General features: G+C 65.9%; 21 protein-coding genes. 3 read left to right on the forward strand and 18 right to left on the reverse strand.

All coding sequences use genetic code 11. The annotated features are described in order from the left end of the window. Genes FWJ47_RS00250 through FWJ47_RS00265 form a run of 4 tightly spaced genes read right to left on the reverse strand, consistent with a single transcriptional unit; the run spans window position 1 to window position 4907 of the window. A complete protein-coding gene (locus FWJ47_RS00250; protein ID WP_425465985.1) occupies window positions 1-1323 on the reverse strand; it encodes a deoxyguanosinetriphosphate triphosphohydrolase in 1323 nt (440 codons plus the stop codon). A 50-nt stretch (window positions 1324-1373) separates the two neighbouring features. Then, complete coding sequence (gene dusB / locus FWJ47_RS00255; RefSeq protein ID WP_147102764.1) at window positions 1374-2537, reverse strand: tRNA dihydrouridine synthase DusB; 1164 nt, start codon at window positions 2535-2537, stop codon at window positions 1374-1376. Next, window positions 2521-3465, reverse strand: a complete 945-nt coding sequence (locus FWJ47_RS00260) for a GNAT family N-acetyltransferase (protein ID WP_246126095.1) — start codon at window positions 3463-3465, stop codon at window positions 2521-2523. Before FWJ47_RS00260 ends, dusB begins: the two co-directional genes overlap by 17 nt. A gap of 56 nt (window positions 3466-3521) precedes the next feature. Next, a complete protein-coding gene (locus tag FWJ47_RS00265) occupies window positions 3522-4907 on the reverse strand; it encodes a glycine--tRNA ligase (RefSeq protein ID WP_147102767.1) in 1386 nt (461 codons plus the stop codon). A 235-nt stretch (window positions 4908-5142) separates the two neighbouring features. On the opposite strand from FWJ47_RS00265, the gene FWJ47_RS00270 reads away from it, so the two are divergent. Beyond that, window positions 5143-5778 carry an alpha/beta fold hydrolase gene (locus FWJ47_RS00270; protein ID WP_147102768.1) on the forward strand — a complete coding sequence of 212 codons (636 nt, stop codon included), beginning with the start codon at window positions 5143-5145 and terminating at the stop codon, window positions 5776-5778. Window positions 5779-5794: 16 nt separating this feature from the next. Here the strand turns inward: FWJ47_RS00270 and FWJ47_RS00275 are convergent, their stop codons facing one another. From FWJ47_RS00275 to FWJ47_RS11965, 12 genes are all read right to left on the reverse strand, one after another. Beyond that, complete coding sequence (locus tag FWJ47_RS00275) at window positions 5795-9697, reverse strand: molybdopterin cofactor-binding domain-containing protein (RefSeq protein ID WP_147102770.1); 3903 nt, start codon at window positions 9695-9697, stop codon at window positions 5795-5797. Window positions 9698-9778: 81 nt separating this feature from the next. Beyond that, the gene (biuH, locus tag FWJ47_RS00280; protein WP_147102772.1) at window positions 9779-10492 is read right to left on the reverse strand and encodes a biuret amidohydrolase; all 714 of its coding nucleotides are present in this window, start codon (window positions 10490-10492) and stop codon (window positions 9779-9781) included. Window positions 10493-10511: 19 nt separating this feature from the next. After that, entirely contained in the window at window positions 10512-11096 is a 585-nt protein-coding gene (locus FWJ47_RS00285; RefSeq protein ID WP_147102774.1) for an isochorismatase family protein, read from the reverse strand. Window positions 11097-11101: 5 nt separating this feature from the next. After that, a complete protein-coding gene (locus FWJ47_RS00290) occupies window positions 11102-12253 on the reverse strand; it encodes a BMP family ABC transporter substrate-binding protein (protein WP_147102776.1) in 1152 nt (383 codons plus the stop codon). Between the two features lie 70 nt (window positions 12254-12323). Further along, entirely contained in the window at window positions 12324-13223 is a 900-nt protein-coding gene (locus FWJ47_RS00295; protein WP_147102778.1) for an ABC transporter permease, read from the reverse strand. Beyond that, window positions 13220-14191, reverse strand: coding sequence for an ABC transporter permease (locus FWJ47_RS00300; protein ID WP_170228411.1), 972 nt, complete (start codon window positions 14189-14191; stop codon window positions 13220-13222). The genes FWJ47_RS00295 and FWJ47_RS00300 overlap by 4 nt, the downstream gene beginning before the upstream one ends. Window positions 14192-14271: 80 nt before the next feature. After that, entirely contained in the window at window positions 14272-15771 is a 1500-nt protein-coding gene (locus tag FWJ47_RS00305; RefSeq protein WP_147102782.1) for an ABC transporter ATP-binding protein, read from the reverse strand. Continuing rightward, window positions 15768-17468 carry an allophanate hydrolase gene (gene atzF / locus FWJ47_RS00310; protein WP_147102784.1) on the reverse strand — a complete coding sequence of 567 codons (1701 nt, stop codon included), beginning with the start codon at window positions 17466-17468 and terminating at the stop codon, window positions 15768-15770. Before atzF ends, FWJ47_RS00305 begins: the two co-directional genes overlap by 4 nt. Beyond that, window positions 17465-18217 (reverse strand): GntR family transcriptional regulator, encoded by a 753-nt coding sequence (locus FWJ47_RS00315; RefSeq protein WP_246126096.1) that lies wholly within the window; start codon window positions 18215-18217, stop codon window positions 17465-17467. Before FWJ47_RS00315 ends, atzF begins: the two co-directional genes overlap by 4 nt. Before the next feature lie 165 nt (window positions 18218-18382). Continuing rightward, entirely contained in the window at window positions 18383-18547 is a 165-nt protein-coding gene (locus FWJ47_RS11960) for a hypothetical protein (protein ID WP_170228412.1), read from the reverse strand. Between the two features lie 101 nt (window positions 18548-18648). Beyond that, window positions 18649-18765: a DMT family transporter gene (locus tag FWJ47_RS12390; protein ID WP_147102788.1), complete on the reverse strand. Its 117-nt coding sequence runs from the start codon at window positions 18763-18765 to the stop codon at window positions 18649-18651. After that, window positions 18726-18872: a hypothetical protein gene (locus tag FWJ47_RS11965; RefSeq protein ID WP_170228407.1), complete on the reverse strand. Its 147-nt coding sequence runs from the start codon at window positions 18870-18872 to the stop codon at window positions 18726-18728. The genes FWJ47_RS12390 and FWJ47_RS11965 overlap by 40 nt, the downstream gene beginning before the upstream one ends. A 115-nt stretch (window positions 18873-18987) precedes the next feature. Between FWJ47_RS11965 and FWJ47_RS00325 the strand changes: the two genes are divergently transcribed. Next, window positions 18988-20421 (forward strand): YfcC family protein, encoded by a 1434-nt coding sequence (locus FWJ47_RS00325; RefSeq protein ID WP_147102790.1) that lies wholly within the window; start codon window positions 18988-18990, stop codon window positions 20419-20421. 35 nt (window positions 20422-20456) lie between these two features. Here FWJ47_RS00325 and FWJ47_RS00330 read toward each other — a convergent pair whose 3' ends face one another. Next, window positions 20457-21323, reverse strand: coding sequence for a MurR/RpiR family transcriptional regulator (locus FWJ47_RS00330; RefSeq protein WP_147102792.1), 867 nt, complete (start codon window positions 21321-21323; stop codon window positions 20457-20459). Between the two features lie 36 nt (window positions 21324-21359). Further along, window positions 21360-22337, reverse strand: coding sequence for a DMT family transporter (locus FWJ47_RS00335; RefSeq protein WP_147102794.1), 978 nt, complete (start codon window positions 22335-22337; stop codon window positions 21360-21362). A 66-nt stretch (window positions 22338-22403) separates the two neighbouring features. Here FWJ47_RS00335 and FWJ47_RS00340 point away from each other — a divergent pair, with 66 nt between their 5' ends. Beyond that, window positions 22404-22649 (forward strand): RNA-binding S4 domain-containing protein, encoded by a 246-nt coding sequence (locus tag FWJ47_RS00340; RefSeq protein ID WP_147102796.1) that lies wholly within the window; start codon window positions 22404-22406, stop codon window positions 22647-22649. The last annotated feature ends 39 nt before the right edge of the window (window positions 22650-22688 follow it).

The following is a 22688-nucleotide window of genomic DNA, read 5'->3' on the forward strand; positions in this document are numbered from 1 at the left end:
TCAGGCGAAAAGACGGTTGACCACGGGTTTTCCATGGACCAGGGTGGCGTACCATTCCAGGGCGGCGCCGTCTGTGAGGGAGGCGACCTGATCGATGATGGCACGGTGGCGGGCCGCGTCGTCGTCGGCTGCCCGATAGTCCGCCTGGAACTGCGGATCCAGGAACCGGTCCCCGGTGTCCATCAGCAGGCTGTGCAGGTCAGTCAGGACGTCCTTCTGGCGGGTGTAGACCGGCATCTGCTCGCGGGAGGCCATGATGTAGTTCGCCGCGATGCCCTTCATCAGCTGGATCTCCTCCAGCGTCTCCGCGGGCACCACCAGGTCCGCCTCGTGCCGGACCAGCGGCTGACTGCCGTGCGCCTGCCGGGTCGCCGCGTAGATCGCACGGCAGAACCGGCCGATGAGCTCCGAGGTCATGTTCTTCAGCCCCGCCAGGGCGCGACGGGAGCCGTCAGACTCACGCACCCAGAAATCCGTGGCGGAGAGCCGAGCGATCGCAGCGTCCAGCCTGTCTTCCGGGGTGTCCGGCAGATACCACTCCTGAGTGGTCTGGATGACCCGGGCCCGCTGCAGATCATTGTCGAGGAACCCCAGCTGGAAGCGGCCGGAGACGATCCCGTCCTCGACGTCGTGGACCGAGTAGGCGATGTCATCCGCGGCGTCCATCACCTGGCCCTCCATCGGAGTGCGCATCCCGCCGACGGTGCCGCGCATCCACCGGAAGACCTCCAGGTCACCCTCATACGCGCCGAACTTCGGGCTGCGGGCGCCGTTCGCGTTCAGCGGGGCCTCATGCGCCTGCCACGGGTACTTCACCGCCGCATCGATCGAGGCCCGGGTCAGGTTCAGCCCCGCCGAGCGCCCGTCCGGGTGGAACCGCTTGGTCTCCAGACGAGTCAGGATCCGCAGCGTCTGCGCATTGCCCTCGAACCCGCCGATGCCTGCGGCAAGCTCGTTGAGGACCTTCTCCCCGTTGTGCCCGAACGGCGGGTGGCCCAAGTCGTGGGAGAGGCATGCGCCGTCGACGACGTCCGGGTCGCACCCCAGCTGCCGGCCCAGCTCCCGGCCCACCTGGGCGACCTCCAGCGTGTGCGTCAGCCGGGTCCGGGAGAAGTCATCGATATCCGGGGAGACCACCTGGGTCTTCGCGCCCAGGCGACGCAGGCTCGAGGAGTGCAGCAGCCGGGCCCGGTCCCGCTCAAAGCTTGAGCGGTACACCGACTTGCCGTGCTCAGGGACCCACCGGTCCTCATCCGCCTCCGCATAGCCAGGCGGCAGGGCGGAGTAGTCCCCCTCGATCCGCTCCACATTCCTCGCACTCACAAGGATCAGCCTACCGGGCGCACGATGCCGGCACCCCAGCCGCTTCGGCGTCAGCCGCCGGAGATGTCCACTTCTGCTGCTCTGATCATCTGACGCTGGTCCTCGTTGAGCTCCTGGGAGGCCAGCCAGTCCTCCGGGAGGTGGACCCTCTTGGCAGAGCCGGCGCGGCCGCGGGGGCCTTCGGCGGGCTCGCCGGGGTAGCCGATGGACTGGTCGAGCCGCCCCAGCAGATCCTCCAGCTGAGCGAGGGTCTCTACGGTGACCAGCTGAGAGCGCAGCTCGCCGCCGATCGGGTAGCCCTTGAAGTACCAGGCGACGTGCTTGCGGATGTCCTGCATGGCTTTGCGCTCATCCCCGTCGAAGTACGGGATGAGCATCTGGGCGTGCTTCAGCAGGGTCTCGATGACCATCGGCAGGTCAGGACGGTGGCGGTCGTCACGGCCCTCGAACGCCGCCTGCAGGTCCCCGAAGAGCCACGGGCGGCCCTGGCAGCCCCGGCCGACCACGACGCCGTCGACCCCGGTCTGCTCCACCATCCTCACAGCGTCCTCCGCGGACCAGATGTCGCCGTTGCCGAGCACGGGGATGTCAGTCAGGGAGTCCCGGAGGCGTGCGATCGCCTCCCAGTCGGCTGTGCCGGAGTAGTGCTGGCGCGCGGTGCGGCCGTGCAGGGCGACAGCCGCCGCCCCCGCGTCACGGGCCGCCCTGCCCGCCTCGATGAAGGTGAGGTGGTCCTCGTCGATGCCCTTGCGCATCTTCACCGTCACCGGAATGTTCGCCCGGGACGCCTCCCGGACCGCGGTGGAGACGATGGATTCGAAGAGGCGGATCTTCCACGGGAGGGCGGAGCCGCCTCCTTTGCGGGTGACTTTGGGGACGGGGCAGCCGAAATTCAGGTCGATGTGGTCGGCATGGTCCTCCTCGACCAGCATCCTCACCGCGTGGCCGGTGGTGACCGGGTCCACGGAGTAGAGCTGCACGGAGCGTGGCACCTCGTCGGGCTCATGCTTGATGATCCTCAGGGACTCCGGACGCCGCTCCACCAGGGCGCGGGCTGTGACCATCTCGTTCACGTAGAGGCCGCCGCCGTGCTCGCGGCAGAGGCGCCGGAACGCGGTGTTGGTGATTCCGGCCATGGGAGCCAGCACCACCGGGGTGTCGACCACGATGGGGCCCAGCTGCAGGGGCGGGAGGAGCTTATTCAGCGTCTGCATCGCGGGCGTAGATGAGGGCTTCGAAGTCGGCCTCGGCATCGCCCTTCTCCACGAGCGCATCGGTGATCCGCTTCAGCGGCCCCATCGAGTTGTCGACCTCGAGGCGGACGGGGAAGCGGGCGGCGGCCATGGCGAGCAGGTCCCCGGCGGCAGCCTCAGCCTCATCCTCGGTCAGCTTCGGGTCCCAGCCGAGGAGCACGTCAGCGGGATCGTCGGTCTGCTCGGCGGTGTAGCTGACCGCGAAGGCGAGGATCCGGTCGTCCTGGGCAGAGTCGCGCAGGACGACGGCGCCGGAGGCTCCCGTCTCCGGCGAGAGCAGCATGTGCTGGGCCTTGCCGATCGTCATCTCGGAGCGGTCCCAGTCATGCACCGCGTTGTAGAAGTCGGCGACCAGCTCGGTGAGCTCGACTGACCCGGTGGCCAGGTCCTCCAGCTCCAGGGAGGAGCCCTCCAGATCAGGAAGAGGCAGGGAGCCGGGGCTGACGATGACGCTGCGGGAGCATTGGATCTTGCTGAACCCGTTGTCCTTCAGGAAGCACTGGGCCGCAGAGCCCTTCGCGCAGCGGGCCTTCAGGGACTGCACCCCGCAGGAGGGCGCCTCTGCCTGCAGCAGCTCCAGCAGCTGCACGGCCGCCCCGGAGCGGCGATGCTCAGGGGCGACCTCCGCGTAGAAGGAGAGCCGGTCCGGGTGAAGGGTTGACCGAAAGAGCGTGGCCGCGGCGACGGGCACATCCTCGTACTCAGCCACCACGCACCGGGCCCAGGGCTCGTTGGAGCTGGGCCGCAGCAGCGCACGATCGGCGTGGTGCATGGGGTTCTCGGGGTCGCCCCAGATCTCCAGGAGTGCGAGGTCATCGCCGTCGCGCCATGGGCGGACGGTGAAGCCGTTTTCGAGGGTCAGGCGAGGTTCCACAGGGATTGCAGACACTCGCAGGAGTGTACTCCTCTGGAAATGCAGTTGCCAGGCCCCATTGAACCCAAGGGTCAGGCGCCCAGAAGGCGTGCGGCCAGGTAGCTCTCGACCTGATCCAGCGCCACGCGCTCCTGCGTCATCTCGTCACGGTCGCGGACGGTGACGGCCTGGTCCTCAAGGGTGTCGAAGTCCACGGTGATGCAGAAGGGGGTGCCGATCTCGTCCTGACGCCGGTAGCGGCGGCCGATGGCGCCGGCGTCGTCGTAGTCGATGTTCCAGTGCCTGCGCAGCTGGTCAGCCAGCTTGGAGGATGGCTCGGCGAGCTCGGGCTTCTTGGACAGGGGCAGGACCGCGGCCTTCACGGGGGCGAGCTTGGGGTGCAGCTTCAGCACGGTGCGCACGTCCACCCCGCCCTTGGTGTTGGGTGCCTCGTCCTCCGCGTAGGAGTCCACGAGGAACGCCATCATCGAGCGGGTCAGGCCGAAGCTGGGCTCGATGACGTAGGGCACGTAGCGCTCCTCGGTGCCCTGGTCGTAGTAGGAGAGCTCCTTGCCGGAGTGCTCGATGTGCTGGGAGAGGTCATAGTCGGTCCGGTTGGCGATGCCCATCAGCTCGCCCCATTCGGAGCCGGGGAAGCCGAACTTGTACTCCAGGTCGATGGTGCGGTCGGAGTAGTGGGCGCGCTCGCCGTCAGGCACGTCGAACTCCCGCAGGTTCTCCGGGTTCAGCCCCAGGCCGGTGAACCAGTTCACGCAGTCCTCCACCCACCGGTCGAAGGAGGATGAGGCCTGCTCCGGGTGGATGAAGTACTCGATCTCCATCTGCTCGAACTCGCGGGTGCGGAAGATGAAGTTGCCGGGGGTGATCTCGTTGCGGAAAGCCTTGCCGATCTGGCCGATGCCGAAGGGCGGCTTCTTCCGGGCGGTGGTCACCACATTGGCGAAGTTCACGAAGATGCCCTGAGCCGTCTCGGGGCGCAGGTAGTGGAGACCGGATTCGTCGTCGACGACGCCGAGGTAGGACTTCACCAGCCCGGAGAAGGCGCGCGGCTCGGTGAACTTCCCCTTGGTGCCGCAGTCGGGGCAGGCGATCTCGGACAGGCCGTCCCGCGGGTCGCGGCCCTTCTTCTCCTGGAAGGCCTCGATGAGCTGGTCCTCACGATGCCGCTTGTGGCACTGCAGGCACTCGACCAGCGGGTCGGTGAAGGTGTCCACGTGCCCGGACGCTTTCCAGACCGCGGAGGGCAGGATGATGCTGGAGTCCAGGCCGACCATGTCGCCGCGGCCGCGGACGAAGGTCTGCCACCACTCGGCTTTGATGTTCTCCTTGAGCTCAGTGCCCAGCGGCCCGTAGTCCCAGGCCGAGCGGGACCCGCCGTAGATCTCACCGGCCTGGTAGACGAAGCCGCGGCGCTTGGCCAGGTTGATGACTTTGTCCAGCGTGGTTTCGGTGGCCATGAGGCGTGAACTCTCCTGAAAGGCTAGGTGCGGGGTCCCGTAGGTCGCAGGCCAGCCTACCGCCCGCAACGGTCAAGCCTCCGCAACGAAACATCGACTGCTGGCACAAGCGTTGGCCCGTACGCACCGTCCCTTTGGTAAAGACGAGGTATGCGAAGGGCCTGTTCGTGGGCGGTCAGGGGTGCGGTGACATCATTCTCGTCAACCCCGGTCGAGTAAGTGAGAAGGTGGGAGCATGACTCCGCCACCAATCTTGTTGATCCATGGTGCAGCGACCTCAAGCCGTGTTTGGCGCCGGCTGATTCCGCTCCTGGAAGCTCGAGGTCTCCCCGTACGGGCACCCGATCGGCCCTGCAGCGGAGATATGGATGAAGAGATCGACTTCTTGGAGCCGTTGGCGCATGGGGCCGTTCTGGTCGGCGTCAGCGGTGGGGCCACCCTAGGCTGGGAGCTGATCTCACGGACCCCCTCCCCCGCCGCCGCTGTACTGCATGAACCGGCCGCCGGGAGTCTCCATCCCGGTCTCCTGGCGGGCCCGCTACAGGCGCTCGAGGAGGGAGGCCCCTCCTCCTTCGCCCGGGCGCTCTACGGCTCATCTTGGAACGAGAATGAGATGAGCGATGCCTCCACAGTGCCGCGGGATGTGGCGATGTTCGCCCGCTTCGAACCACGTCCGTCGCACCCGGAGGCCGGCCCGGTGCGGCTCACAGTTGGCGGCGAGTCCCCGCCGGTGCGCCATGAGGCAGCCGAGGCGTTTGAGCAGCGGTTCGGCCTGCCCACAGCCGTGCTGCCGCAGACAGGCCATGCCGCGCATCTGCAGAGTCCCGGAACCTTCTCGGAACTGATCGCCGAGGTCACCGAGGCCCTGTAGGTATTTCAGGGCGCGCTCACACCCTTTCGGCCATAGTCTCTTCCAGAGCCTGCGCAAGACGGTCCCGGCGCAGCGGGGCATGGCTGACCCGCATACCGGTCGCGTCCCTCACCGCGTTCGCCAACGCCGCCGGAACAGGGATGCAGGGGGACTCGGACATGGACTTGGCGCCAAGCGGGCCGATCGGATCAGTCGCTTCGACGAAGTGCACCTCGGTGAGAGGAAGGTCCGCCATCTTTGGCAAGTGGTACTGCCGGAGGATGTCAGTGACCATCCTTCCTTCCTCGTCGAGACGTAGCTCCTCGAAGAGATGCCCGCCGATGGCTTGGCCTATGCCCCCTTCAACTTGTCCGCGACACTGCGCTTCATTCAGCACAGTCCCCGCATCCGCGGCATGCACTGACTGGAGGATACGCATCACACCAGTTGACCGTTCTACGGCAATGCGGAACCCCTGCACATTGAAGGCCAACGAGCGCGGCGTTCCCGCCCACACACCTTCCCCGCGGCATTCCTCCCCGCGGTTCTGCTGTTCAGCCCAGGAGTGCAGGCGCCGCAGCGATATCCCCGTCCCTCCACAATGGACGGACTGGTCAGTCAGCTTCACTTCACCGGCCCCGATAGAAGCCCCGGCCTGTTCAGAGAAGAAGTCTGCCGCCAACTTTCGAAGGTTCTTGCAAAGATCTTCGGCAGCCGCATAGGAAGCCTTGCCCGCCACGCTGACACCAGTGGACCCGAAGGCTCCCGTGTCGTAGCGGACCAGATCCGTATCAGACTGAGCCAGATGCACGCGCTCGGTGCTGGTGCCCAGAGCGGCGGCAGCCAGCTGCCGGTGGGCAGTGGACGTGCCGTTTCCGAATTCGGCGGTCCCGACGTGGAGCTCGTAGCAACCGTCGGGTCTAAGCGCGGCTTTCGCATGGGAATGGTGGCCGATGCTCGGAGCCGTGGCAAGAAGGCCCAGGGCAGTCCCGGTCCCGACCTGCCACTCCGACTCGCAAGAAAATTCGTCCTTGAGGATATCGCCCCCGTGCCGCTCCTCCGCCAGGAGCTGCTCGCATTCGGCCCGTTCACGCTCGGTGAGAGGCCCTGTCCGCAAGTGCTTCTGCACAAGCTTCACTGCCTCGCGCATCCCACCGAAGTCATGATGCAGATCCTCCTCATGCTGGAAGAGCTCCTCTCCCATCCCTGGGAGATTATCGGCTTTGAACTGCAAGGGATCCCGTCCCATGGAACGCGCCAGCTCATCCAGGGCAGACTCAAGGGCGAAGAATGTCTGACTAATCCCGAAGCTGCGGTAGGCACCAGAAGGGGGGTTGTTAGTGTATGCGACCTGGGCCTGCAGCTTCTTGGAGGGAACGGAATACAACTGCATCGGTTCTCGGACGCTCTGGAAGAGCACCGGGGGGCCGTGGTTGCCGTACGCACCAGTATCGGAGAGAGCTTTCATGGAAAGAGCGGTGAGACGGCCCCGATCGTCGGCCCCGACTTCTACGTCGAGGATATACGGGTGCCTGGTCGTGCTCGCGGTCAACGCTTCTGTCCTGGTGAACTCCAGCTGCACCGGGCGGCCCACCTTTCGAACGGCTAGCAGGACGATGTCCTCGGTCAGCATCTCCTGCTTCGAGCCGAACCCTCCGCCGACGCGGGGAGCCAGCACCCGCAGCTCCTCAGGGGCGATGCCGAAGATCTCACAGAGGTTCCTCCGGTTGATGAAAGGCACCTGGGTGGAGCTTCGCAACACTGCCCGGCCCTCGTCATCGAGCCATCCGATGGTGCCGTGGGTCTCAAGGGAGCTGTGGGATATCCGCTGGGTGCGGAACTGTCCCCGGTAGGTGTAGGCCGACTTTTCGAACGCCACCTGGAAATCCCCGATCTCCACGTCACCCTGAGCGATCAGATTGCGAGCAGGGTCCTTGATCCGCGACCGCTCAGGGTCCTTGTCCCCATGGACTGCCGGAGCGCCTTCCTCTAGCGCCTCTTCTGGACCCAGGACCACGGGCAGTACCTCATAATCGATATCAACCAGCAGCGCCGCCCGCTCAGCCGCTCTGCGGCTCTCGGCTATGACGGCCGCAACCCGCTGACCGGCATGGCGGACCACGTTGTCCAGAACTCGGGTATCAGCAGGCTGCACCTCAGGAACCTCCTGTGCGCCGGAGGAATAGAGGACATCAGGGGCGTCCTCGTGGGTCAGCACGGTGACAACCCCCGACTGAGCAAGAGCTTCAGTCGCGTCTATGCTGCGGATCATTGCATGCGCATGAGGAGAACGAACCAGAACCATATGCAGCGCTTCCTTCGGCGGATAGTCGCCCTCGCGATATCCCTCGGTCCTGTCGAAGGTGAAGTCAGCTGTGCCCGTGACCACACCGGGACCGCCCGGAGGGGCCGGGCTCTGGCCGGGAGCCCCGCTGTCGGTGATGCGGGTCTTTCCATCTAGCGCATCACGGATTGAGCAGTAACCAGTGCAGCGGCAGATATTGCCTTTGAACCTGCGCTCACGCTCTCCACCGCGACTGTCGTCCCCATCAGCGGCAGTCATGATGAACCCGGGGGTGCAGTAGCCGCACTGGAAACCGTGCGCGTCGAGGAAGTTCTTCTGCACAGGGTGCAGGTCCGTCCGGAGTTTCTCGATGTCTATGGTTTCGTCGTCGGCCTGTACGGTGCGCACATAATCGGTCGCCTGGGGCGAGAGGCCGCGCAGAGTGGTAACCCTCCTGCCCTCAGCGTGCTGAGCGGGAAGGATGCAGCTGTGGATGGCCTTCCCGTCGAGATGGACCGTGCATGCCCCGCAATCTCCGGCATCGCAGCCGCGCTTCACCGCGTGTGCGCCACGATCCCGCAGCCAGGTGCGGAGGCACTGGCCGGGAGCATGGTCAAGGGCAAGGGCCTCTCCGTCCACGTCCACCGTCAGGCCTTCCGCCCCGTCCGGGTTCTCCGCCGCGGTGGGATCCGGCAAGCCGGCAGAGACGTCCCGTGCGGATGCACAAACGGCGGACTCTCCACCGAGCTGCTCTGCGCGCATGCACAGCCCCACGAGCACATCGCCCGCCAGACTTTTCGTTCGACTCTCGCGCCACTGGGGGTCACCATGGACGTCGTCATACCATTCATCCTGCGAGATGCGGCGCCCGATGGCTTCGGCGGCGGTGCGGCGCAGCTCCTCCGCCGCACCGCCGCCTGCGGTGCGGGACGGCAGGGGGAGGTCGATCACCACCGGACGAGGCGTTGAGGCGGTGATGGTGAGACGGACCTTCGGCTGCTCAGCACCCCTGAGCATCGAGCCGATGAGGAACACGGCCGAACGTCCATAACGGGTCAGGGAATCTCGGAACATGACCGAAGGCCGGGCCAGATGTGCGGCAGAAACATAGAACGCCCTGATCAGCTCCCCCGTATCCAGAGCGGTCCGCGCGGGACCCACCACGAGCTCGGCCACAGGGACTTCACGGCGACTTCCTCCCGGGCCGATGACCAGCGCCGTGGCCTCCATTCCGGAGAGCCAAGAGGTCATGGGTCCGGCTGGAAGGGCGGTCGCGACATTGCCACCCACCGTGGAGCGGTTCCACACCTTGTAGGAGGCCACGAATGCCCGCACCGCCGGGATGATCAGCCCCAGCCCCGGATAACGGTCCGTCTCCAGGCCTCCGAGACGCAGAGTCTCCGCGGCGTCGTGGAATTCTGCGATGGTGCACGTCGCGGCGATCTCGAGTCCCTCCCAGGAGCCGCCCTCCCCGTGGTGCCAGCGCAGGCTCTTCCATCCTGCACGGCTCAGGTCCAGCAGGCGCCTGGGCCGTCCTCTGGCCAGGTCCTTGCCGTAGGAGTGGAGGACTGTTCCACCGGCGAGCCATGCATCTCCTTCGGCATAGTCATCGGGGTCCGTGGTCATGACAACTTCATTGACGCTATGGATGTCCATAGGTGAGCTTCTTTCTGCTAGGAGGCTGGGTTCCGAATCGCCGGGGAGCGGGAGACTCGGGCTGGCAAACGCCGCAGCTGTTCAGAAGGAGGGACTCAGACTCCTCAGCACCGCCTCCGAGTCGGAGACGGCTCCGAAAACGCCGCCCTGCATGGTCACCATCTTCAACGCCGCCTCGTGGTTTCCCGGATCAGTGGCACCGGTGCAGTCGCTGAGGATGAGGCACTCATACCCTCGGTCATTGGCCTCGCGCATTGTCGTATGCACGCAGACGTCGGTGGTGATGCCGGTGAGGATCAGATGTGTAATACCCCGCGAGCGCAGCAGAAGATCGAGGTCAGTCGCATAGAAGGCCCCCTTGCCCGGCTTGTCGATGACCAGCTCGCCGTCTGCAGGGGCGACCTCCGGCACGATCTCCCATCCGGGCTCCCCGCGCACCAGAATCCGACCACAGGGACCGGTGGTGCCGATGCCGGCCCCGATCTGCTCGGAGCGCCACAGCTTGTTGGGCGGGCAGTCAGAGAGGTCAGGGCGGTGTCCCTCCCGGGTGTGGATGACCATTATTCCGGCCTCACGGGCGGCAGCCAGGACCCGGGACGTGGGTTCCAGCCCGTTCCGGGTCAGCGAGAGGTCATAGCCCATCGAGTCAACGTATCCGCCGGGCCCGCAGAAGTCGGCCTGCCAGTCGATGAGGACCAGAGCGGTCCTGCTGATTTCAATCCTGCCGTCATAGGGCCAGGCGTAGGGCTGGGCCGCCACCGCAGGGCGGGCGGCCGTCTCAGGCGAAGCAGTCATGGAGGTTCCTTCCGTGTGATCAGGAGCAATCGTCGTCTGTGGGGTCCGCCGCCGGTCTCCGGAGCTGACGAAGGTACTCGGCTGCGGTGGAGACCGCGCCGAAGATTCCGCCGGACATCTCGATGCAGCTCACGGCTCCGGTGGCCAGATCCGTCTCGAGCGCCGGGCTCAGGTCGGTGAGCAGCAGGCACTCGTAGCCGCGATCATTGGCGGTGCGCATCGTGGAGTGCACACTCGTCTCCAACCAGGTCCCGGCCAGGAGCAGCTGGTCCCGGCCTTGTCTGCGCAACACCGTGTCTAGGGGGCTGCCGAAGAATCCGTCCAGTCCGGCAGCCGTGAGCACCCGGTCCCCTAAGAGGCGGTCAGCGGGCAGGAGAGGCACATCCGGGGCGCGCCGGTAACGGGGATCCTGAGTGAGGATCTGCAGGGCCAGGCCACCCTCGTGCTCCAGCTCTCGGGCGAAGCTCTCCAGCTCACCGGGCAGAGCCTCCAGGACTGGGCCCCCCGGGGCGCTCAGTACGAGCAGCGCGGTACGCCCCGGGGAGAGTCCGCCGTCCCACGGCCATGCATAGGGGATGGAGGCGGCGATCCGTCGGTCGGCCATACGGCTCAGTCCTGAGCGAGGTTTCCGACGACGCCTTCAATGAGGCAGTCGAACTCGTTAACCTCTTCGTAGGTCGCAACCTCGCCCTCAGCAACCAGTTCGCTGCCGTCCTGGCAGAGGATCGGACCGGAGAAGACGCTCTCGCCCTCCTGGGAGAGACGCTCCTCCTCTTCGAGGATCTGGTTCTGCAGGTCCTCATCCACGGCATCGCCGAACGTGCCTAACTCCAGCGGGTTGTTTCCCTCGGCGAAGGTGCCCAGCCAGTTGTCGTTGAACTCGGAGCCGGTGAACTCGTCCACGCTGACCGTCTCCACGATCTCGGACATCAGCGGGGCCCAGTTCCAGGTGGAGCCGGTCAGCCAGGCCTCACCAGCGAGATCCACGGCATCGTAGTGGTAGCCCACGATGTGTTCGCCGGCCTCCTCCACCGCTTGGATCACGGTGGACTGGCAGTCCTGGTGCTGGCTGAAGACGTCCACGTCCTCGTTCAGCAGGGATCGCACGGCGTCCTGCTGGCGGACGGGGTCGCACCAGTCGGAGGTATTGATGACGTGGGTGGAGACATCAGGATTGACCTGCTGGGCTCCCAGATGGAAGCCGTTGATGTTGGCGATCGACTGCGCAACGGGGAAGGCATAGACGAAGCCGATGCGGTCGCTCTCAGTGACGCCGCCGGCCGCCATCCCGCCGAGGCTGACCGGCTCGTAGGCCGCGCCCCAGTAGGTACCGAAGTTCTCCGGGAAGTCTCCGCTATGGAATCCACCCTGGTGAAGTACAGTCACCTCGGGGTTTTCTTCGGCGAAATCCAGGGCATAGTCGAAGTAGCCGTAGGAGGTCGCGAAGATGACCTCGACCCCCTGGTCTGCCATGGACTGCATGGTGTCGGTGACCGAGTTATTCTCAGGAATCTGGTCAGCGGTTACCACGTCGACGCCTTCGATCTCATCGAGTTCCGCAGCGGCGTCGGCCACGGCCTGGTTATAGCCGGCGTCCTGCTCGGAACCGACCATGACTAGGCCGACGCTCAGGGGGTTCTCGATATCGGCGTCAAGATCTCCGCCATCGCCGTCGTCCCCGCCGCAGGCGCTGAGCACGAACATCGCCGTCAGGGCAGCGCCGACTGCCGCGGTGGTCTTCCTCTGAGGGTTGGGAATCATGTTTACTATCCATCCTTTGTGTTGTGGGTGCGAGATGCGGTCGGTGGTCTGATTGAGCGCCTATGGCCAGCTATCGGGTGGAGAGGGCCGCCGAGAGCGCCTCGGGCTGTTGGACGCGCCGGGCGGAGATGATCACCAGCACGACCAGCGTGACGAGGTAGGGCAGGGCATCGAGGAGATGCTGATTCACCGCGAACCCCCGAGCCTGCAGGACCGAGGCGGTCGCGATCATGGCGCCGAAAAGATAAGCGCCTCCGGCCGTCCAGCCCACCCGCCAAGCAGAGAAGATGACGACAGCGACCGCCACGAATCCGTACCCGTTGGTCATGTCCGTACTCCAGTTGCCGACCTGCCCGACGGAGAGATACGCCCCGCCGAGTCCCGTGAGGGCTCCACCCGCTAATAGCGCAGTGAACTGGGTTCGGACGGCCGAGTGCCCGGCGGCGTCGACCACCAGCGGGCGCTCCCCGGTGGCCCGGACCTTCAGCCCCGCCCGGGTGCGGGTGAGGAACCACCAGAGCAACGGGATGGCGAGGAAGCCGCCGTAGACCAGCGGGTCGTGGGTGAACAGCACCCGGCCCAGGAAGGGGATCTCGGCGAGGACCGGGATCGGCATGGTGGACAGTGAGGTCACGCCCTGGCCGACGTAGTCGCGGCCGATCACGGAGGTGAGACCGAGCATTAGGAACCAGACGATGAGGCCGGAGGCCAGCTGGTTACCGCCGCGCAACACCACGGCCCAGGCGAAGATCGCTGCCACAGCTACGCCTGCCAGTGCCCCTGCGGCCAGCCCCCACCAAGCGGAACCGGTGGCTAGGCCCGCGATGACTCCGGCGAGCGCACCGCCGAGCATGCCACCCTCAGTGCCGAGGTTGGTCACCCCGGCTCGCTGGTTGATGAGCTCCCCGAGGGAGGGGAAAAGCAAAGCGGTGCCGACAGCGATTCCGCTGGCGAAGATGATCTCGATCATACGGTCCTCCTGCGGGAGAGCGCCGCCATGCCGAGGCAAAGACAGCCCAGAAGTACATACACGGCGCTGCCGTCGAGTCCGGCGCGCAGCTGGAGCGGGTTGCTGGCCACCACGATGGCCGAGAACAGCAAGGCCAGGAGAGCGGCCTTGACAACGCTTCCCCTGGCCAGGAAGGCCGCAAGGAAGGCCACAAAGCCGAACCCGATCGTGATGTCAGGGCGCAGCTGCCCTTCCAAGCCGATCAGGTTGAGCGCGCCACCGATCCCAGCCATCGCCCCGCCTAAACCGATCGAGGCGATGGATAGCCGGGCGGTAGGCAGGCCGGAACGGCGGGCAGCCTCAGGGTTGCCACCTGTGACCCGGATGCGGAAACCCCAGTTTGTCCGGGCCAGCAACCACCAGACCAGGACGGCGAAACCGACCACCACCAGGATGGCAATGCTCACCCGGCTGCCGGGGATCATCGGGAGCATGGCCGCCGTGTCGAGAGGGCGGCTCTGGGGCTGGCCCGTGCCTTCCGGGTCCCGCCAAGGCTGGTAAAGCAGATAGAGCATGATGGAGATGGCGATAAAGTTCGCCAGCACCGTGGTGACTGGCTCCGGCGCGCGGAACCAGACCTTCAGCGCGCCGCAGAGGCCTCCCCACAATCCTCCGGCCATTGCTCCGATGAGGATGCAGAGGAGCCATGAGAAGGGACCGGGGAGGGAGGACCCCACGGCGACGCCAAGGCCGGTGGCCGCGACGGCGCCCAGGATCAGCTGACCCTCACCGCCGACATTCACCAGACCGGCGCGGGCCGGGATCACCACGGCAAGCGCGGCGAGCACCAGCGGCACGGCCCGCACCAGTGTCTGCTGAATGAACGTCGCATTCTGGAGCACCCCCTGGTTCAGAGCGTCCCAGAGGTCCAAAGGCGTGGCCTCCTGAGTCCAGGCGAAGAGGATGAAGGCGGCGAGCGCGGCAGGCACGGCGAAGAGTGCTGGGCGCCGGATCCCACGGCTAGCACCCGGCGGAGCGGCAAGGTCGCTGCCGGTGGTCGTTGTGGTTGTCATCGGACCTCCGTACTGGTCATAAATGCTCCGATGGCGGAGCGGTCGATCTCCCCGCGGCTAAGCTCACCGGAAACGCGACCTTCGGACAGGACCACGACTCGGTCGGAGAGCGCGGTAAGTTCGTCGAGATCTTCGGAGACCACCACAACGGCGGCTCCGGCGCGGCGGGCCTCCAGAATGGCCTCGCGAGTCTGCTGGGCCGTGGCGACATCCAGCCCGCGGGTGGGGTAGGCGAGAATGAGCACGACGGGGTCGCTGGAGAAGGCCAGAGTGAGCAGCACCCGTTGGATATTGCCGCCGGACAGGTCGGCCAACGTCCTGTGCGGCTCGGCGACCGGCAGACCGACCCGGCCGGCCCGTTCTTTGAACCGGCCCGCGGCCTTCGAAAGGGAGCCGGGTTCGCCAGCGGCCTGCTCCCAGAGCGCGTTGTGCTCGGCGATGCTCAGACCCGGCACCACAAATTGATGGACCGGATTGGGCACCACGGCGACCACTCCGCGGCCCCGGAACTGTCCCGGCCGCCCGGAGGCCTGAGTGCCGCCGACGATCTGTAACCGCCCGGCATCCAGCGTCCGCGCTCCGGCCAACACATCCACGAGCTCGTCCTGCCCGTTGCCGGCGACGCCGGCCACTCCCAGGATCTCCCCGGGGAGGACGTTGAGGTCCACGCGGTCCAAGGCGGTGGTGCCGTCTTTGCGGCGGACCTCGGCCCCGTCCAGAGTGATTGCGGGGACAGCCTCAGCGACGGGGGGCCGCTCATCCATCAGCGGGTCCACGGTGCGCCCGACCATCGCGGTGACGAGCGCGTCGTCGTCGAGTTCTTGAGCCGGGATGTCAGAGAGAACGGCCCGGCCGCCGCGGAGCACAGTCACACGATCGGCAATCTGGCGCACTTCGCGCAGTTTGTGGGTGATGATGATGACTCCAACGCCGGTGCTCTTCAGATGGTCGACCACCCCGAAGAGGGCATTGACCTCAGTGGGAGTCAACACGGAGGTAGGCTCATCCAGGATGAGCAGCTTGGCACCGCCCATCAGCACCTTCAGCAACTCAACGCGCTGCCACTCGCCGATCGAGAGCTCAGAAATCTTGGCCTTGGGGTCCACACTGAGGCCCCAGCGGTCGCTGGCGTCGGAGATCCGGCGCATAATCTCGGCCGTCTTGAGGACCAGATCCGCCTCGTCCAGGTACAACGCGATGTTCTCCCAGACGGTCAGTGCCGGGATAAGACGCATGTCCTGGAAGACCAACCCGATGCCGATCTGCCGGGCGCGAGAGGGTGAATCGATGGTAATCTCCTCCTCCCGGAGCAGGACCCGGCCGGTGTCCGGCTGATGGACCCCATACAGGGACTTCACCAGGGTCGATTTTCCGGCGCCGTTCTCCCCCAACAGGGCGTGGACCTCCCCCGCAGCGACGGTGAAAGAGACCTCGGCGTTGGCCTGAACCGGCCCGAAGGACTTGCTGATGTCTTCGACGCGCAGCAGGTTCGTCATCGCGAACCTGCTGCCGTCTCTCGGAGATAGCCGCGCCATCCGCAGCTTCCGGTGATATCGGGCTCCTCCCCGGAGAGGCCTGCAGTGAAACCGGTGACGGTCTTCCCGCCGGAGAGTTCGACCGGGCCCAGCGCCATAGGAGCGGGAAGGGCGGTCAGCAGAGAGGTGAGCCCGGTAGCGGGAATGCGCCAGAGCTCTCCCGGCATTGCCACGCCGCCGTCCCCCTGGACCACTCCGGGCCGCGGCGTCGCCCCTTCGATGAGGTGCATGCGGTAGCGCGGCGTGGTCTCGATGTCGCGTACATAGCGGGCCCCGAACCCGAGCAACTGCGAGTTCAGCGGTTCGTCTCGCATATGGGCTCCGAAGACTGCCAGATCGATGCCTGCCTCCACGGCCTGCGGAGGCTGCGGCATACCCAGGAAGCGGGCCGAGAGGTCTAGGAGCACCTGATCGTGGAAGGCCTGGCCGAGGAAGCTGACTCCGAAGAGGCCCTCTCCGGGTACCTCACCGACCGGGACGGCCAATGCGGAGAGATCGAAGAGATTGACGAAATTGGTATAGATTCCCAGGAACGAATTGGTGGTCAGGGGGTCCTGTCGAACGGCCTCCAGGGTGGGATGGTTCGGCGCCGTAGGCATGATCAGTGCGTCCACCTCCTGGAAGCTCTCCCGGAGCTCCCGCTTGAGTTCCAGCAGCCGCTGCTGATCGCGGATCACCTGGGGCCCTGAGACCTGGGCGGCCTGTTCGACGATGCTGCGCACCGAGGGGTCCGCTTGCTCGGGATGAGCGGCGATGAAGTCGCCGAAGGCATAGGCCCGTTCAGCCACCAGTCCCCCGTGATAGAGCAGCTGAGCGGCCTCCAGGGCGGGCCTCAGATCAACCTCTCGCGTTCCCATACCGAGCTTCCTCACCCGGTCCGCAGTCTGCGCGAAGACCTCCCGGGCGCCCTCAGAGAGCGCACGCAAATCCTCGTCGCGAGGTACGCCAATGACGGGTGCCGCAGGAGCCGAAAGCGGCACCGTCTCGGGCCAGTCCCGGCCATGAGCATCCTCCGGGCAACGGACTGCGACGATGTTCATCACCGAAGCAGCCAGCGCGACATCAGGAGCGAAGATCGAAACCGTGTCATAGGAGGGGCACGCCGGAACGACGCCTGTCAGCGGCAGCGCCCCCAGGGTCGGCTTCAACCCCACGATGCCGTTGAAGGCAGCCGGGACCCGACCGGAGCCGGCGGTGTCCGTGCCGAGGCTGAAGTCCACGATGCCCAGAGCGACCGCCAGGGCAGAACCGGAACTGGAGCCACCGCCCACGCGGGTGCTGTCCACTGCGCTGGCGACCTCTCCGTATGGGCTCCGGGTGCCGACCAGTCCGGTGGCGAATTGGTCCAAGTTCGTCTTACCGAGTAGTACAGCCCCGGCGCCGAGGAGACGCTCCACCACTGGTGCGTGCCGCTCCGGGGTACGGGAGAACTCCGGGTGGCCGGCGGTGGTGGGGAGGTCTGCGACGTCGATGTTGTCCTTAACCGCGAAGGTCAATCCGGCCAGGGGGAGGTCCTCGCCGGCCTCTGCACGACGAGTCACTTCCTCAGCCTCGGCGATGAGGTCCTCGGAGCGTCGCAAAGTGATCCAAACGTCAGGTCGCTGGACCTCGTCCAGGCGTGCCAGCGCGTACCGCACTGCGGATGCTGGGTCTTTCATCCAGTCCCGTCCTCTGCTTCGTGTGCGATCTGGGTCATATGCATGGCGCGCAACGCACGCGCCTCGACCACGGCCTGGGACTCTCCGACGTGGAAGCGCAGACTGTCGCGAGCCTCGATGAGCTTGTTCCGGAGCACGAGCTCGGCAATTTCGATGTGCTCGCTAATAGTGGCGGCCACACGATCCTCGGTGAGGTAGTCATGCATGCGCACAGGACGGATCCGCTGGTTCACTGTCAGCAGGGTCTTGGTGATCTCCCTGTTGCCGGCCGAGCCCAGGAGAGCGACGTGGAACTGCTCATCCGCGGTGACGAACCCGGCGCTGGGCTCGACTCCGGCGTCCCGGCGTGCGTGCCAGATGGCCAGCTCCTGTTCGAGGGCAGCACGGTTGTGGGTGATAGTCGGGTCTTCGATGGCCCGTTCGATACCGCGGCGCTCCAGAGCCAGCCGGAGCTCATAGAGCTCGGTGAACTCGGGAAGAGTCGGGATGTAGCGGAAGAGCGCGCCGTCGCGCTTGATCAGCAACCCGTCGGTCTGCAGCCGCGCCAACGCGTCGCGGACCGGGGTGCGGGAGACTCCAAAGCGGGCGGCGACGCTCTCCTCGGTAAGGCGCTTGTAGGGGGAGAAGGAGGTGCCCATCAGTTCGTCCCGCAGAATCTCGTAGACCCGCTCGCGGGCGGACTGCTTCTTCCGTCGAAGGCCCACACCCCCGCCTGGGGGATCCCCCGATGAGTCCTGCTCTGTATCCAATAGTGAATCCATAGTCCACAACATTAGAGAGACTGGATTTCAGGCGAATTTTTGAGGTGTTTCTAATCTGTTACGCCCAAGAATCTGGAATGTTTCGCTTATCTCACACTTTCTTAAGTGAGGATCACGAGCGTCGGCGGCTGGCGAAGGTAAGTTCAGGCCGACTCACGCAAGCCGCCCGAAGGAGGCACCACCCCTCCGGCGAAAGTGCCAGCAGAAGACCACCCCAGTCCACACGGTCACCTGAACCCCGGCCGTCGGGCCGACGACCTCGAGGACCAGTGAGCCCAGGAGGTTGCCCGTGGTGATGCCGATGCCGGCCACGAGCACGTCGGTACTGCTGATATGCAGGCCCGTACTCCGATGAAGATGCATCCGAGCGGGCCGCACAGGTAGTACCACGAGCTGGCAGGCGTTCGTCAGGGCGGCACTTAAGTGAGCGGCTTGCGGCACGCGGGGCTCATGCCGGCTGAGTCGAGCAAAATGTTGCCGAGCAGTTGGCCGCTGACTACAACCACGGTGAAGACGGCAACGCCGAGTTGATCCACCCCTGAAGCGGCAGCACAGCACCCGAGACAAACGCCAGCAGCGCAAAGATCGGCTTCTTCACACGCTCTTCCGCCTGTGAAGCTGCCCCTTCCAGATCATCCGCCACCCCTGATTCCTACCACGAGGCAGACTTTCTGGAGCTGAAGAGAGCAACCCATAATGAAACACTTGTTTCTTATTGCTGTGACATCTGCGTAACAGCGTTTCATTAGCGTGCTGGTATGAGTGAGGCCACCGACCAGAGCACCGAGCCCAAGCAGCGCCGAACCTTTCAGCTTCCGCACATCTACGTCATTCTCTTCGCGCTCTCGGCGATCGCGGCGGCGGCCACCTACCTGGTGCCGGCACATCAGTTCGACCGCGTGGAGGGACCCGACGGCCGGGAGGTCATTGACCCGGACAGCTACGCGCCCGTGGATGCCTCACCAACCTCGTTCATGGAGTTCATCACGGCGGTCCCCCGCGGGCTGGTCGACGCCGGCGAGGTGGTCTTCTTCACCTTCATCATCGGCGGCGTCTTCATGGTGATCCGACGCACCGGCATCATCGAGAACGCACTGGACCGACTCCTGCGGGTCTTCGCCCACCGCCGCCTGCTGCTGATCCCCGTGCTCATCACCATCTTCGCCGCCCTGGCCTCCCTGATCGGCACCCAGGAGCTCGCACTCGTCTACATCCCCGTCCTCATCCCCGTGGTCATCGCCCTGGGCTATGACTCCATCACGGCGGTGGCGATCGCATTGATCGGCACCACGGCGGGCTTCACCGCCGGCGTCCTGAACCCGATCAATACAGGATTGGCGCAGCAGATCGCAGGCATCGAGACCTTCTCCGGGGCCGGGCTGCGGAGTGTGCTGCTGGTGCTGATGGTCGCCGCCGGCTCCTACTGGATCATCCGCTACGCCCGCAGAATCGACAAAGACCCCGCCAAGTCGCTGGTCTACGGCGAGGAGGAAGAGCTGGAGAAGCAGCGCCTCTACAGCGCCGGCGCCGAGGGCGAGCCCAAGCGAATGACGGGGCGGCAGCGGATCTCCCTGCTGCTGGCCGTGCCGGTCCTCGCGGTGACGATCTGGGGCGTCTCCACCCAAGGATGGTTCATGATCGAGATGGCCGGCATGTTTATGCTGCTGATGCTCATCATTGGGCTGATCAGCGGACTCGGCCCCTCCACTATCTCCTCGTCCTTCTCCGAAGGGCTCCGCAGTGTCCTCGAAGCCGCCATCATCGTCGGCGTGGCCCGCGCAGTGGCTGTGGTGATGGAGGATGGCCAGATCCTCGACACCATCGTCTACTCCCTGGGACAGGCCGTGGGAGGCATGCCCGCCGAGCTGTCCGCCGTCGGCATGTTCCTGGCCCAGACCGGCTTCAACTTTGTGGTGCCCTCCGGCTCGGGCCAGGCAGTGGTCACCATGCCCATTATGGCGCCGCTGGCGGACCTCCTCGAGGTCTCCCGTCAGACCGCAGTGCTCGCCTTTCAGCTGGGCGACGGTCTGACCAACATCATCTACCCCACTTCCGGATACTTCATGGCGGCGCTCGCCATCGGCGGCGTCCGGTGGGAGAAGTGGGTGAAGTTCTACCTTCCCCTCTTCGGCATCTGGACAGCCTTCGCCGTGGGCTTCCTGGTCTTCGCTCAGGTCACCGGCTGGTCCTGAGCAAGACGCCCACGCTCCTCCGAACCGGCAGCCGGTCAGAGCTCCTCGAGCTCGCCCATCTCCTCGTAGGCGGCGGAGATCCGGGAGATCCGGCGGTGCCCTTTGGTGTGCCGCACGTTGAGCACCCCGTTGGCGAGGATGCTGATCAGCGACATCGCCGCCGCGTAGGAGTCGAAGGCGCCGTCGGCCTCCTGGGGACACTCGATCCAGGCGTCCGCCTTGCCCGCATAGTGCCGGGCGGTGGAGTCGCCGATGAGCAGCAGTCCGGCATCGATCGCCGCGGTCCTCTCGACCACCTTGCCGAACAGGGCCGGACGCCGCCGGAAGCCCAAAGCGATCACCAGGTCCCCTTTCTGCAGGCCAGCGAGCTCCTCGCCCATCGACTGCCCGGGGAAAGGGACCAGGCCGACATCGCCCCGGATCTGGGTGAGCTGCTGGCGCAGGTGCAGCGCCAGCGGAAACCCGTTCCGCAGCCCCACGATGGTGACCCGGTTGGCCGAGGAGATCAGCTGCACCGCCTGCTGCAGGCGACCGCCCTCCAGAGCCTGGACCATTTTGCTGAGGTTCTCCCGCTCCTGCGCCTCGTGCCGCTGCAGCGCGGTGGCACCCGCGTTATCACCGGAGCTGACCGGGGCCACGGTCGGAATCCCTCGGTGCCTGAGCTCACGGACGTGCTCACGGACTTCGCCGAAGGACCCGAACCCCAGCTTCCGGAAGATGCGGGACACTGTCGCTTTGGACACCCCGGTCTCACGGCTGATGTCCGCCGCGGAGAAGATCGCCAGGTCCCCCAGATGCTCCAGCAGGAAGTCCGCAACCCGGCGCTCCTGGGGAGGCAGCTCCCCATAGACCGCATCGATGCGCGCGTCGATCCGCCTGCTGACGGGAAAGCTGGCCTCCATGGACACAGAGCATACCCAGACCCGTGTTTCAGCTGATCAGCTGGGACGGGAGCGGCGGATGTCCGGCAGGGAGGCGACGATGACGGCAACCAGGGTCAGGAAGGTGCCGGAGACAGTCGCGAAGGCGATCACCGAGCCCGGGGCAGGGAAGACGATGTCCAGCACCAGGGACCCCACCAGCTGCCCCGCGATCATCCCCATGGCGGTGACCAGAACCCCCACCTGGGTGATCAGGTAGGCGCCCAGGCCCACGAACACCAGTCCGAGGGCTCCGCCCAAATAGTTCCACCACACAGCGGGCAGAGCATCCCCCGTGCCGGCGATCAGCACCTTGCCGCCGTAGATCAGCGCCATCAGCACCGCCCCGGTCACAAAGTTGAACAGCGTGGCAGGCAGCAGAGTGCCGTAGGCAGCAGTCTGACGACCGTTGATGGCCTGCTGGGCCGACTGCACGAATCCGCCGGTGAACGGCAGCACCACCATCAGCGCCCAGGCCAGACTGCCGTTGGCGCTCAGCTGCGGGGAGACCGCCCACAGCACCGACAGGATGGTCAGGCCCGCCCCCAGCAGCCGGAATCCGTTGAGGTGCTTGGGACCGCCCGAGCCCAACCCGATCTTGTCCCACAGCAGACCGCCGACGGTCTGGCCGGTCACCACAGCCACAGAGAACACCGCGACGCCGACGGCGGCCATCGCGACACCCTGTGTGAAGATGAAATAGGTGCCCAAGCAGCCCGCGAACAGGTGCCACCAGGAGACGCTCCCCTCCCGAATCGCGGGGCGGACGTTGGCGAGCCCACGCCGACCGCGCCGGGTGAGGAACACCACGGGCGCGATGATGACCATGCCCACCAAGTAGGTGAAGAGGGTGGAGATCAGGGGGTCGTCCGCTGCGGCGGCCAGCTCCGCGTTGACGCGCCCCTGGGCAGGGATGGCAGCCCCAGCGATGAGCATCACCACCAGGAGCCACAGCCATTTGATCACCGGCCGATCTCCTGGGGGCTGCTCACTCATGCACACACTCTAACCACCGGTCCGAGAGATGCGTCACAGCCCAGGCTCGCTGACATACTTGTAGGCATGAGCGACGTCGAAGAGATTCCGATCCGTGACGAGTCGATCCGGCTGGGGCAGCTGCTGAAGCTGGCGGGGGTCGTGGAGAACGGCGTGATCGCCCGGGAGATCATCGCCGAAGGCGCGGTCACCGTGGACGGCGAGCCGGAGAATCGGCGGGGCGCCCAGATCAGCCTGGGCCAGAAAGTGCGCTTCGAGGGTGAGGAGTTCGGCCTGCCGACCGCGACCCTCACCCCTGTCCGGGAAGGATAGCCGTGCGGCCGACTGATCATCCACGAGCACAGGGATCGG

This window comes from Nesterenkonia populi (assembly GCF_007994735.1).
GTDB classification, from domain to species: domain Bacteria; phylum Actinomycetota; class Actinomycetes; order Actinomycetales; family Micrococcaceae; genus Nesterenkonia; species Nesterenkonia populi.